The 11508-nt window shown below is 52.6% G+C and carries 14 protein-coding genes; 10 read left to right on the top strand and 4 right to left on the bottom strand.

Going from position 1 to position 11508, the window contains the following annotated elements; translation table 11 throughout:
- Window positions 1–148 precede the first annotated feature (148 nt).
- Both fliE and yedD read left to right on the top strand, forming a co-directional pair.
- Window positions 149–460: a flagellar hook-basal body complex protein FliE gene (fliE, locus tag FHC49_RS06525; RefSeq protein ID WP_220439309.1), complete on the top strand. Its 312-nt coding sequence runs from the start codon at window positions 149–151 to the stop codon at window positions 458–460.
- 184 nt (window positions 461–644) lie between these two features.
- Window positions 645–1058: a lipoprotein YedD gene (gene yedD, locus FHC49_RS06520; RefSeq protein ID WP_220439307.1), complete on the top strand. Its 414-nt coding sequence runs from the start codon at window positions 645–647 to the stop codon at window positions 1056–1058.
- A gap of 43 nt (window positions 1059–1101) precedes the next feature.
- Here the strand turns inward: yedD and fliT are convergent, their stop codons facing one another.
- The 3 genes from fliT to fliD are packed head-to-tail and all read right to left on the bottom strand — an operon-like array spanning window position 1102 to window position 3320.
- Entirely contained in the window at window positions 1102–1476 is a 375-nt protein-coding gene (gene fliT / locus FHC49_RS06515) for a flagella biosynthesis regulatory protein FliT (protein ID WP_185669452.1), read from the bottom strand.
- Window positions 1476–1886: a flagellar export chaperone FliS gene (gene fliS, locus FHC49_RS06510; protein ID WP_220439305.1), complete on the bottom strand. Its 411-nt coding sequence runs from the start codon at window positions 1884–1886 to the stop codon at window positions 1476–1478. The genes fliT and fliS overlap by 1 nt, the downstream gene beginning before the upstream one ends.
- 24 nt (window positions 1887–1910) lie before the next feature.
- Window positions 1911–3320: a flagellar filament capping protein FliD gene (fliD, locus tag FHC49_RS06505; protein WP_220439303.1), complete on the bottom strand. Its 1410-nt coding sequence runs from the start codon at window positions 3318–3320 to the stop codon at window positions 1911–1913.
- Window positions 3321–3584: 264 nt separating this feature from the next.
- Here fliD and FHC49_RS06500 point away from each other — a divergent pair, with 264 nt between their 5' ends.
- From FHC49_RS06500 to sdiA, 8 genes are all read left to right on the top strand, one after another.
- Window positions 3585–4916, top strand: a complete 1332-nt coding sequence (locus tag FHC49_RS06500; protein ID WP_220439302.1) for a FliC/FljB family flagellin — start codon at window positions 3585–3587, stop codon at window positions 4914–4916.
- A gap of 164 nt (window positions 4917–5080) precedes the next feature.
- Window positions 5081–5800, top strand: a complete 720-nt coding sequence (locus tag FHC49_RS06495; RefSeq protein ID WP_185669448.1) for an RNA polymerase sigma factor FliA — start codon at window positions 5081–5083, stop codon at window positions 5798–5800.
- 60 nt (window positions 5801–5860) lie between these two features.
- Complete coding sequence (gene fliZ, locus FHC49_RS06490) at window positions 5861–6412, top strand: flagella biosynthesis regulatory protein FliZ (RefSeq protein WP_220439423.1); 552 nt, start codon at window positions 5861–5863, stop codon at window positions 6410–6412.
- Window positions 6413–6498: 86 nt separating this feature from the next.
- On the top strand, window positions 6499–7299 hold the full coding sequence (gene tcyJ, locus FHC49_RS06485) for a cystine ABC transporter substrate-binding protein (RefSeq protein ID WP_220439300.1): 801 nt from the start codon (window positions 6499–6501) through the stop codon (window positions 7297–7299).
- A gap of 81 nt (window positions 7300–7380) precedes the next feature.
- The gene (gene dcyD / locus FHC49_RS06480) at window positions 7381–8367 is read left to right on the top strand and encodes a D-cysteine desulfhydrase (protein WP_185669401.1); all 987 of its coding nucleotides are present in this window, start codon (window positions 7381–7383) and stop codon (window positions 8365–8367) included.
- 13 nt (window positions 8368–8380) lie between these two features.
- Window positions 8381–9049: a cystine ABC transporter permease gene (gene tcyL / locus FHC49_RS06475; RefSeq protein WP_185669402.1), complete on the top strand. Its 669-nt coding sequence runs from the start codon at window positions 8381–8383 to the stop codon at window positions 9047–9049.
- Complete coding sequence (gene tcyN, locus FHC49_RS06470) at window positions 9046–9798, top strand: L-cystine ABC transporter ATP-binding protein TcyN (protein WP_185669403.1); 753 nt, start codon at window positions 9046–9048, stop codon at window positions 9796–9798. Before tcyL ends, tcyN begins: the two co-directional genes overlap by 4 nt.
- A gap of 319 nt (window positions 9799–10117) precedes the next feature.
- Window positions 10118–10840, top strand: a complete 723-nt coding sequence (gene sdiA / locus FHC49_RS06465; protein ID WP_220439298.1) for a transcriptional regulator SdiA — start codon at window positions 10118–10120, stop codon at window positions 10838–10840.
- Window positions 10841–10909: 69 nt separating this feature from the next.
- Here the strand turns inward: sdiA and FHC49_RS06460 are convergent, their stop codons facing one another.
- The gene (locus tag FHC49_RS06460; RefSeq protein WP_035894108.1) at window positions 10910–11134 is read right to left on the bottom strand and encodes a DUF2594 family protein; all 225 of its coding nucleotides are present in this window, start codon (window positions 11132–11134) and stop codon (window positions 10910–10912) included.
- Between the last annotated feature and the right edge of the window lie 374 nt (window positions 11135–11508).

Here is an 11508-nt window from a genome sequence, read left to right as displayed (position 1 = left end):
GAACACATAAAGATAGCCATGCCATTATTTGTTCCTTTAGGAAATTTGATGGGCCAAATAACCCGTTTTTATGGTGCTATTTAGCGCCTTTATCTTATTGACAAACTGGTAAGCTCGTTCCCAGGTTAAACACAATCCGGGAGTTCATATGGCGATTCAGGGTATTGAAGGTGTTCTGTCACAGCTGCAAGCCACGGCGGCGATGGCGCGCAATCAGAGCGTGGATACGCAACCAAGCATCAGCTTTGCCGGGCAGCTTCACGCCGCGTTGGATCGGGTGAGCGAAACGCAAAACAGCGCGAAGGCGCAGGCGGAGAAGTTTTCGCTGGGAGAGCCGGGCATCGCGCTGAACGATGTGATGACCGACTTGCAAAAAGCGTCGGTCTCGCTGCAGATGGGGATTCAGGTGCGCAATAAGCTGGTGAGTGCGTATCAGGACGTGATGGGGATGCAGGTTTAATCGTTAGTCCGTCCCGACAACGGTGCCGGATGGCGTTTCGCTTATCCGGCCTTCAACGGTAATCCTCCCTTCTGATTTATTCCTTTCATTTCTCAACTCTCCACGCAATGGTCAATTACCGTGAAACGGTAGTCAGTTTAACGCTATAATGTTTCTGTTTTTTTCTCCCGGAACAGGACGAATAATGAAAAAATTAGCCATTGTGGCGGCGCTGTTAACGCTGGCAGGTTGTGCGCAGATCACCGATTACTCCGCTGTGGTAAAAGCCCCTGCGCCGGCGGGGCTGGCAGGATACTGGCAGTCGGTTGGCCCGCAAAGCGCGCTGGTGAGCCCCGAAGCGATGGGCAGCCTGATTGTGACCCGTGATGGCGATACCCTGGACTGTCGCCAGTGGCAGCGTGTGATTGCTGTTCCGGGGAAACTGATGCTGCGCGATGCGGATGTCTATAACGTGACCAATAAGCTGGACGTTTACGCGGTGAAGCGTGACGGTAATACGTTGAAGTATGATGGAATGACGCTACAGCGCGTTGACCGCCCAACGGTAGAATGTGCCGCTGCGTTGACCAAAGCGCCGCTGCCGTCCGTACTGCCGTAAGGCACTGTCGCTCCGGCACAAACCGTTGTCGGAGCGAACCCTGTTAATGGTTCAGATCGACATTATCCTGAGGTACCAGCACCTGGCCCCCCTGTTTACCATAGGTCGACATCACCGACTTTTGGATCGACGATTGCCCCACCAGTTTGGCCAGTTCATCCATGCGCGCCTGTAGCAGACGTTTTACGGTGTTTTCATTATCCAGTACCGTGCGCAGCAGCGGACGAAGCTGCTCCTGAACCGGGTCGGTAGGTTCACTTATCTGGGTTAATTGAGCAATCTTTTGCACCGCATTAACGTATTCCATTTCACTGGCAATCAGTTCATCCCATAGTCCTTCCGTTGCAAGTCGCAGCATCCTGTTGCTTTTTTCGACCAGATGTTGGTACGCGAGATAAAGGTGCGGTGCATAGCTCATTAGACGGCGTCCTGAATCAAGTTAGGCGTAAGCAGAGATTCCTTCCAGGCATCGGCGATATTGCGCATGAGGTTTTCCACCTCTTCAACGGCACCAGTGTCATTGTGCAGGTTGGCCTGCAGAAGTCGTCTCACCATATAGGCGTAGAGCGATAACAGATTCTGCGTCAGCTCATCGCGGCTCTCTTCATCCAGACCGATTTTCAGGCCGTTTTCGATGATGTTGATTGCCTTCGACAAGGAAAGCCCTTTCCCCTGCAGATTACCGTCCTGCATAAACAGGCGGGCGCGGATTAGCGCGCTGAGTGCGCCGTCGAACAGCATGCTGACAAGCTGCTGCTGGCTGGCGCTCATCACTGCGCTTTCTACTCCAATCTGTGCGTAGGCCTGCGTACCTTTTGCCCCGTACATGATGTCTCTCCTGGTTAAGAATGATTACTTGGAACTGCTGGTGGATTCGAACTGCTGCGTTAAATAGCTGCTGGTGTTATTTAACGAGGTCATCAGCACGTCCAGTTGGGTAAATTGCTCTTTATAACGGGCGACCTTCACATCTATCAGATCGCTGGCGGCGTTATAGTCTTTGGTCAGCTTGTTCAGCGTCTTGCTAACCCCATCTTTAGCGGCCTGAATAATCCCAGTGCTGGAGAGCCAACTGGTCAGGTTATTACCGATGGTAGTGGTAATGCCGGTTTTTTTACCGTCGCCCACAATAAGAGCGCCGACGCCGGAGGAGTCTTTTTTCAGTGCGGCGCTGAGTTTGTCGTCACTGATGTTTAACTGACCGGTGCTTGGGTCAGAAGTGATGCCAATCTGGGACAGGGTCTTATAAGCCGAGGAGCTCAACGTGTTGCTCAATGCACTTTTCAACTGGGTCTGAATGGTGCGCAGCGTGGTGTCGCCAATCAAGGCTCCATTGCTGCTATCCTGGCTGTCGGAGCCGACATCGACCGCTGTGTATTTGGTCAGGCTGCTGAAGGTATCCTGCAGGGCGTTATAGGCCGTTACCCACGCTTTAACTGCAGCTTGTGCTTTCGTCGTATCCTGGGTGATGGTCAGTGTTTGGTTGCCGGTAGTTGTATCATTGAGGTTCAGCGTAATGTCTTCCAGCGCATCGCTGATGGTGTTGCTGCTGTTCACAATGGCAACGTTGTTTACCGTGAGCTCGGCATTCTGTGCCGTGACGCTCTCGGTCATGCCGTTAGCGCCATCGCTTTTGGTGCCGTTATAGCCCATAAAGCTTTGCAGCGCGCTGTCGCCGCTGACGCTCAGCGTCATGGCGTTATCCAGGCCGGTGTCATTTGAGGTAATTGAAAGGCGATAGGCACCGCCGACGTTAATGATACTGGCGCTGACACCCGCTTTGGCATTGTTGATAGCGTCGCGCATCCCGGTTAATGAGGAGTTTGCTGCGCTGATGTTAATGGTTACCGGCTCTTTACCACCACCCTGTTGAATGGTCAGGACACTGTCGCTGGTAGCGATGGCCGTTTTGTTGTCGGCCTGTGTTGCCTTGGTGGTCAGCGTTTGCGCCTGTGCCAGTTGCGTGACGCTGATGGTGTATTTACCGGCAATAGCGTTACCGGTGGTGGTGGCGCTGAAGGCGGTGGTAGAGCTAGCCGTGGTGGTGGCGGTAAACAGATCGGCTTTAGAAAGCGCGGTGTTAGCGGTCTGGAAGGCTTCCAGCGAGCTTTTCAGCGTGCCATAGGCGCTGAGCTTAGCGGTGTAAGAGGTCTGTTGTTTTGTAATCGGCGTTAACGTGGCTTTTTCCGCCGCGGTCAGGCTATCCAGAATGTCGCTCAGCTTCAGGCCCGATCCAATCCCCAATGAAGAAATGCTTGCCATTTTTATTCCTTAATGTGTCGACACGTAGAATGAATGTCTGGGTTATCGGCCTGAATGCGTCAAAGTTTACGCTTAATTGTTTTTTTTTAATGGCGAGAATAAGCGCCAGAGAAAAGAGTATTTCGACGGCTAAAAAAAAGTGAGTTTGGTGAAAAAAATTCTAAAGGTTGTTTTGCAGCAGACGATAACACCTTTGACGGCGATTGAGCCGACGGGTGAAAACCCATTACGTAATCAACGACTTGAAATATAGGATAACGAATCATGGCACAAGTCATTAATACCAACAGCCTCTCGCTGATCACTCAGAACAACATCAACAAGAACCAGTCTGCTCTGTCCAGCTCTATCGAGCGTCTGTCTTCTGGCTTGCGTATCAACAGCGCGAAGGATGACGCAGCGGGTCAGGCGATTGCTAACCGTTTCACCTCCAACATTAAAGGCCTGACTCAGGCGGCGCGTAACGCTAACGACGGTATCTCTCTGGCGCAGACCACTGAAGGCGCACTGTCTGAAATCAACAACAACTTACAGCGTGTACGTGAGCTGACTGTTCAGGCGACTACCGGTACTAACTCCGCTTCCGACCTGTCTTCTATCCAGGACGAAATTAAATCCCGTCTGGACGAAATTGACCGTGTATCCGGTCAGACTCAGTTCAACGGCGTCAACGTTCTGGCAAAAGACGGTAAAATGTCCATCCAGGTTGGTGCAAATGATGGTCAAACTATCGATATCGACCTGCAAAAAATAGATTCTTCTACTTTGGGCCTTAAAGGCTTCTCTGTTGCCGGTGGCAGTGTAAGTGTTGGTGACGCTATCACGCAGATTCCTTCTGCAACAGCTGGTAATCCGCCAGTAGCTATCAAATTTGCTGCAAGTGTCGCTACTGCACTGAACATCACTGATACTTCGGGCCTCAGCCTGCACAACGTAAAAAATGCGAATGGAACAGCATCAGGTAACTATGTAGTACAAAGTGGAAATGACTCCTATGCAGCATCTATTGCGGCAGATGGTACTGTTTCTCTGAACACCGCTGATGTCACTTATTCTGATGTTGCCAATGGTGTAACTTCAGCAACTCAATCTGGCAAATTAATTAAAGTTGGCTCCGACTCAAGCGGTAATGCAGTTGGCTTTGTTTCAGTTCAAGGCAAAAACTTCTCTGTAGCCGGCTCCCTCGCTAACAGTGGTCTTGCTGCTGCTACTAAAATTACCGTAGATGGTGGTACTGGTAATCCGGCTGTGATTAATCTTAGTTCTAGTGCTGATGGCACTACAACTGTAGCTTCGAAGGAATTTGCTGGTGCGTCTTCTAACGATCCTCTGGCTCTGCTGGACAAAGCTATCGCATCCGTCGATAAATTCCGTTCTTCCCTGGGTGCGGTACAGAACCGCCTGAGCTCTGCCGTAACCAACCTGAACAACACCACCACCAACCTGTCTGAAGCGCAGTCCCGTATTCAGGACGCCGACTATGCGACCGAAGTGTCCAACATGTCTAAAGCGCAGATCATCCAGCAGGCTGGTAACTCCGTGCTGTCCAAAGCGAACCAGGTTCCACAGCAGGTTCTGTCTCTGCTGCAGGGCTAATTGCTCGCAATCTAACAAACCCCGCCTCGGCGGGGTTTTTTTGTTGCTGAAATTTCACTTACTCCGCAAATAACCCCACATTTCTCCCACTGTTCCATCGATTAAAACGGCTATAGAAACGGATAATCGTGCCGATAACTCATATTAATGCAGGGCTGTTTATCGTGAATTCAATGTATACCGCTGAAGGTGTAATGGATAAACACTCGCTATGGCAACGCTATGTGCCGCTGGTGCGTCACGAAGCATTGCGCCTTCAGGTGCGTTTGCCGGCGAGCGTGGAACTGGACGATCTGCTCCAGGCGGGCGGTATCGGCTTATTGAACGCAGTTGAACGCTATGACGCTCTGCAAGGTACGGCATTTACGACTTACGCAGTGCAACGCATCCGTGGGGCGATGCTGGACGAATTACGCAGCCGTGATTGGGTGCCGCGTAGCGTCCGGCGGAACGCGCGTGAAGTTGCGCAAACGTTAGGACAGCTGGAGCAGGAACTGGGACGAAACGCGACCGAAACCGAAGTCGCGCAGCGGCTGGGGATCGCGATTGAAGAATACCGTCAGGTGCTGCTGGATACCAATAATAGCCAGCTCTTCTCCTATGATGAATGGCGAGAAGAATACGGCGACAGCATCGAGCTGGTGACGGAAGAGAATCAACACGAAAACCCACTGCATCAACTACTGGAAGGCGATCTTCGCCATCGCGTGATGGAGGCCATCGAGGCCCTGCCGGAGCGTGAGAAGTTGGTGTTAACACTCTATTACCAGGAAGAGCTGAACCTCAAAGAGATCGGCGCGGTTCTGGAAGTCGGGGAGTCGCGCGTCAGCCAACTGCACAGCCAGGCCATTAAGCGTCTGCGTATTAAACTGGGTAAATCGTAGACTGGTGTAACGTCACGTTAGCGCCAAAAATGCCGCATTATGTAATGAGAACCCGGAGTTATCATAATGATGCAGGTAAAAAGACGGCCATTAAGCCGCTATCTCAAAGACTTTAAACACAGCGAAACGCATTGCGCCCATTGTCATAAGCTGCTCGATCGCATCACCTTAGTGCGTCAGGGGGTGATCGTGAATAAAATCGCCATCTCCCGTCTGGATACGCTAATGGACGACAGCGCCTGGCAGCAGGAGCGTCAAGCCTGGTCCGCGTTATGCCGCTTCTGCGGCGATCTGCACTGCAAGGAGCAGAGTGCGTTCTTCAATATCATCGGCTTCAAACAATACCTCCTCGAACAAACCGACATGAGTGCAGGCACCGTACGTGAGTACGTTGTACGTCTGCGTCGGCTGGGCAATCACTTCGTCGACAATGACGTCCCGCGCGCGCTGCTGCATGAGCGTCATGCGGATGAGAAGCTCGAAGCCTGGCTGCCGGATACCAGCACCAACAATTATCGTATTGCCCTGCGTAAGTACCTGCGTTTTCAGCGCCACTTACCGCTAAACAGCGAGCAAAATTTCGCAGACTGTGAAACCTCTGATATATATTAAATTGGAATAAGATGTAGCTCATGGTTGTTTGTCATTGATGATGAACGGCTTACACTACGAAAAAAGTGATGCTTTTCGGGGGTATAATGAAGCTGAAGTTTCTGGGTCGTCAGGCGCTGATGGGCGCTATGGCCGTTGCGCTGGTCGCTGGAGCAAGCGTGCAGGCGTTTGCTGCAGAGAATTTATTAAACCAGGTTAAAGAGCGCGGTACGCTGCGCGTTGGCCTGGAGGGCACTTATCCTCCGTTCAGTTTCCAGGGCGATAACGGTAAGCTGACCGGTTTTGAAGTGGAGTTTGCCAACGAACTGGCGAAACACCTGGGCGTGAAGGCTGACCTCAAACCGACCAAATGGGACGGGATGCTGGCATCGCTGGACTCCAAACGTATCGACGTGGTGATTAACCAGGTCACCATTTCGCCGGAGCGTCAGAAGAAATATGACTTCTCCACCCCGTACACCATCTCCGGTATCCAGGCGCTGGTGAAAAAGGGCAGCGAAGACACCATCAAAACCGCCGCTGACCTGAAAGGCAAAAAAGTCGGTGTCGGTCTGGGGACCAACTACGAAGAGTGGCTGCGTAAAAACGTTCAGGGCGTGGATATTCGCACCTATGACGATGACCCAACGAAATACCAGGACCTGCGTGTAGGCCGTATCAACGCGATTCTGGTTGACCGTCTGGCGGCGCTGGATCTGGTGAAGAAAACCAACAATACGCTGGCCGTTGCGGGCGACGCGTTCTCCCGTCAGGAATCGGGTGTGGCGCTGCGTAAAGGCAACGAAGACCTGCTGAAAGCGGTTGATGGCGCCATCGATGCCATGCATAAAGACGGTAGCCTGAAAGCACTGTCGGAAAAATGGTTCGGGGCAGACGTGACAGAATAATCGTCATGCTTTAAAAAAGGCGCTGATTGAGCGCCTTTTTTTATTTAAGGCGCATAATAAAAACAAGACCAAGGAGATGCTATGTCACTGCAAAATTTAACCCGCTTTCCGCGCCTCGAATTGATCGGCGCACCCACGCCGCTGGAATATCTGCCGCGTTTTTCTGACTACATCGGCCGCGATATCTTTATCAAACGCGACGACGTCACCCCGCTGGCGATGGGCGGCAACAAATTGCGTAAGCTGGAGTTCCTCGCCGCCGATGCATTACGCGAAGGCGCTGACACGCTGGTGACCGCCGGGGCGATTCAGTCTAACCACGTACGCCAGACGGCGGCAGTGGCAGCCAAGCTTGGCCTGCACTGTGTGGCGCTGCTGGAAAACCCGATGGGCACGACGGCGGAAAACTACCTCAGCAACGGCAACCGTCTGCTGTTGGATCTGTTTAACACCCAGGTCGAGATGTGCGACGCGCTGACCGACCCGAACGCGCAGCTCGCCGAGCTTGCCACGCGCCTGGAAGCACAGGGTTTTCGCCCGTACGTCATCCCGGTGGGCGGTTCGAATGCGCTGGGCGCGTTGGGCTACGTTGAAAGTGCGCTGGAAATTGCCCAGCAGTGCGAAGGGGCGGTGTCGATTTCATCCGTGGTGGTGGCTTCCGGCAGTGCGGGAACCCACGCGGGCCTGGCCGTTGGCCTCGAGCAGGTAATGCCTGACGCGGAATTGATTGGCGTGACCGTTTCGCGCAAAGTGGCCGACCAGTTGCCGAAAGTGGTTACACTGCAGCAGGAGGTGGCCCGTAGCCTTGAGCTGACGGCAAGCGCCGGTATTACGCTGTGGGACGACTATTTTGCCCCAGCCTACGGCATTCCTAATGATGACGGCATGGAGGCAGTGAAGCTACTGGCGCGTCTGGAAGGCATTTTGCTTGACCCGGTTTATACCGGCAAAGCGATGGCCGGGCTTATCGACGGTATCAATCAGAAACGCTTTAAAGACGAAGGGCCGATTCTGTTTATCCATACCGGCGGAGCGCCAGCGCTCTTTGCCTATCATCCTCACATTTAAATAGAACGCGCTCATGCAAGAAAGTATTCAACTGGTTATCGACTCCGCGCCGTATCTGCTTAAAGGCGCGGTCTTTACGCTCCAGCTCAGTATCGGCGGGATGTTCTTCGGCCTGATTCTGGGCTTTATCCTCGCGCTGATGCGGCTCTCGCCCATTGGCCCCATCCGCTGGCTGGCACGCTGCTATATCTCTATTTTCCGCGGCACACCGCTGATTGCGCAGCTGTTTATGATCTACTACGGCCTGCCGCAGTTTGGTATCGAACTTGACCCGATTCCGTCGGCGATGATTGGCCTGTCGCTCAATACCGCAGCCTACGCGGCGGAAACGCTACGTGCGGCGATTTCGTCAATCGATAAAGGGCAGTGGGAAGCGGCCGCCAGTATCGGGATGACGCCGTGGCAAGCCATGCGCCGCGCGATTCTGCCGCAGGCGGCCCGCGTGGCGCTGCCGCCGCTGTCGAACAGCTTTATCAGCCTGGTGAAGGACACCTCGCTGGCGGCGACCATCCAGGTGCCGGAACTGTTTCGTCAGGCGCAGCTTATCACCTCACGCACGCTGGAAGTGTTCACCATGTATCTGGCCGCGTCGCTGATTTACTGGGTGATGGCGACGGTGCTGTCGGCGCTGCAAAACTATTTTGAAAATCAGCTTAACCGCCAGGAGCGAGATCCGAAATGAGTGCAATCGAAGTCAAAAACCTGGTGAAGAAATTCCACGGGCAGACGGTGCTGCACGGGATTGACCTGGAAGTAAAAGAGGGTGAAGTGGTAGCGATCATCGGGCCGAGCGGCTCGGGGAAAACCACGCTTTTGCGCAGCATTAACCTGCTGGAAGTGCCGGAAAGCGGCACTATTCGGGTGGGTGATATGACCATCGACACCGCGCGTCCGCTCAGCCAGCAGAAAGGGCTGATCCGCCGCCTGCGCCAGCACGTCGGCTTTGTGTTCCAGAACTTCAACCTGTTTCCGCACCGCACGGTGCTGGAGAACATCATTGAAGGGCCGGTGATTGTCAAAGGCGAAGATAAAGCAGAAGCCACCGCCAGAGCGCGGGAGTTGCTCGGCAAGGTGGGGCTTTCAGGGAAAGAGGAGAGCTATCCGCGCCGTCTCTCCGGTGGCCAGCAGCAGCGCGTAGCGATTGCGCGTGCGCTGGCAATGCGCCCGGACGTGATCCTTTTCGATGAGCCAACCTCGGCGTTAGATCCAGAGCTGGTAGGGGAGGTGCTCAACACCATCCGCGCGCTGGCCGAAGAGAAGCGTACGATGGTTATTGTCACCCACGAAATGAGCTTTGCCCGCGACGTCGCCGACCGGGCCATCTTTATGGATCAAGGGCGCGTGGTTGAACAGGGGGAAGCGAAGGCGCTGTTTGCGAACCCACAGCAGGCGCGCACCCGCCAGTTCCTGGAAAAATTCCTCATGCAGTAATAGCGGCGCGGACGCGCCCGGGATTAACGGCGCGCGTCCGCGTACGACTTATTTTTTATCGCAAATGATGCCCTAAGGTTATTTACGCGCTTTTAATGAAAAATTTTACTTAAGTATGCCTAATCAATAGGTAGGCTTTATATTGCCCTGAATAGAGCCAAATGGCCTGGTGGCGGTGTTTACGCGGCATTCGTTGCAAAAATAGGGGAAATTAGGATTATTTTGCCGAAGCGTGATATTTTATACATATAAATAAGATTTATGTGTTAGGTTTCTGTATTCATAAAAATGATTATTGATCAGGGGGTTTCTCGTAGTTATGAGAGACGATGATTTTTTCAGTTGGCGGCGGGAAATGCTGCAAATTTTCCAGGCGGCTTCAGCAAGCGATCAGATATATGCGCTCTTACAGCAGCAGACCGAATATCTGGAATATGACTTCTTCGCACTGTGCGTGCGCCATCCGGTGCCTTTCACACGGCCTCGCATCTCGGTATATACCACTTATCCCGACGCCTGGATGAGTCACTATAAGTCTGCGAATTATATGGCTATCGATCCGGTGCTGAAACCGGATAACTTCTCGTTGGGTCACCTGCGCTGGAACGATGAACTGTTTAGCGATGCACAGGAGTTGTGGCTCGCCGCGCGCAAGCACGGTTTGCATACCGGGGCGACCCAGTGTCTGATGCTGCCAAACCACGCTCACGGTTTCCTGTCGGTATCGCGCACGCGCGTGGCGCGTCAACCGCTTGCGGAAGACGAAATGGCGATGCGGTTGCAGATATTACTGGAGATGAGCCTGCTGGCGTTATTACGCGTCGAAGACGAAATGGTGATGCCGCGGGAAATGAAATTTAGTAAGCGGGAATTAGAAATTCTGAAATGGACGGCGGAGGGGAAAACATCGGCGGAGATTTCGATGATTCTGTCTATTTCCGAGAATACCGTAAACTTCCATCAGAAGAACATGCAGAAGAAATTTAGTGCGCCTAACAAAACGCAGATTGCCTGCTATGCGGCGGCGATTGGATTGATCTGACTCGTTCCTACGTTCTGCGTGCCAGACGGCAAACCGGCTGTAAGCAGCGATGCTTCAGCCGGTTTAAGATTACTGGCGATAAGCTTGTTTAATTTGCTTAACGGTGCTGGAAAATACGGCAGCCTGAGCTTCATCTTCTAACTGCGCAATTTGTTTTTCCATTTTAATAATCACACGCCCCGCATCTGCCTGCCCCATTGCCTGCAGCATCAGCGTCAGCATTGCCTTCAGGCAGGAAAGTTCCTGGGCCAGATTTTGATTATTTTCAGCGGTAGAAAAATCAGGTGTGCTCATTTATTGCCTCGTACAATTTCTGCGCATTATGCGCGTTCCGGATTATGAAAGCGGCGCAGTATACCACAAGCCGGAGGAAAAAAAGGAGCGCCTGTTTTTTGCGCGCAGCTCAGATCTGTTATTCATTATTATTTAGCGGTGAGAAGACAGGCAGTTAGCGCCGAATTGTTTAAATATGGTTCCTTCATCGTTAATTGTTGTTACATATTATAGGGGCTATTTATCAAATATACGACAAAGTGCCTGTTTACTCGGGTTATTGTTGTCCGCATACTGACTTTTGTGTTGGGCATCTTATTGTTTTTTAGGTCTTTCCAGCACCTGTACACGAATATTTCCAAAAACGAGATCGAAATCGGTGCTCTGGCATTTTT

Source organism: Kluyvera sp. EC_51, assembly GCF_019584505.1.
Lineage (GTDB): Bacteria > Pseudomonadota > Gammaproteobacteria > Enterobacterales > Enterobacteriaceae > Kluyvera > Kluyvera sichuanensis.
The sequence above is the reverse complement of the archived record's forward strand: the minus strand, read 5'-3'. Positions and strand labels throughout refer to the sequence as shown.

What these genes read in the sequence shown, in the direction of transcription:
- FHC49_RS06460 (WP_035894108.1), bottom strand. Translation starts at nt 11,134, where the DNA reads ATGAGCACACCTGATTTTTCTACCGCTGAAAATAATCAAAATCTGGCC.
- fliD (WP_220439303.1), bottom strand. Translation starts at nt 3,320, where the DNA reads ATGGCAAGCATTTCTTCATTGGGGATTGGATCGGGCCTGAAGCTGAGC.
- sdiA (WP_220439298.1), top strand. Translation starts at nt 10,118, where the DNA reads ATGAGAGACGATGATTTTTTCAGTTGGCGGCGGGAAATGCTGCAAATT.
- dcyD (WP_185669401.1), top strand. Translation starts at nt 7,381, where the DNA reads ATGTCACTGCAAAATTTAACCCGCTTTCCGCGCCTCGAATTGATCGGC.
- FHC49_RS06500 (WP_220439302.1), top strand. Translation starts at nt 3,585, where the DNA reads ATGGCACAAGTCATTAATACCAACAGCCTCTCGCTGATCACTCAGAAC.
- fliE (WP_220439309.1), top strand. Translation starts at nt 149, where the DNA reads ATGGCGATTCAGGGTATTGAAGGTGTTCTGTCACAGCTGCAAGCCACG.
- fliT (WP_185669452.1), bottom strand. Translation starts at nt 1,476, where the DNA reads ATGAGCTATGCACCGCACCTTTATCTCGCGTACCAACATCTGGTCGAA.
- tcyJ (WP_220439300.1), top strand. Translation starts at nt 6,499, where the DNA reads ATGAAGCTGAAGTTTCTGGGTCGTCAGGCGCTGATGGGCGCTATGGCC.
- fliS (WP_220439305.1), bottom strand. Translation starts at nt 1,886, where the DNA reads ATGTACGGGGCAAAAGGTACGCAGGCCTACGCACAGATTGGAGTAGAA.
- tcyL (WP_185669402.1), top strand. Translation starts at nt 8,381, where the DNA reads ATGCAAGAAAGTATTCAACTGGTTATCGACTCCGCGCCGTATCTGCTT.
- yedD (WP_220439307.1), top strand. Translation starts at nt 645, where the DNA reads ATGAAAAAATTAGCCATTGTGGCGGCGCTGTTAACGCTGGCAGGTTGT.
- tcyN (WP_185669403.1), top strand. Translation starts at nt 9,046, where the DNA reads ATGAGTGCAATCGAAGTCAAAAACCTGGTGAAGAAATTCCACGGGCAG.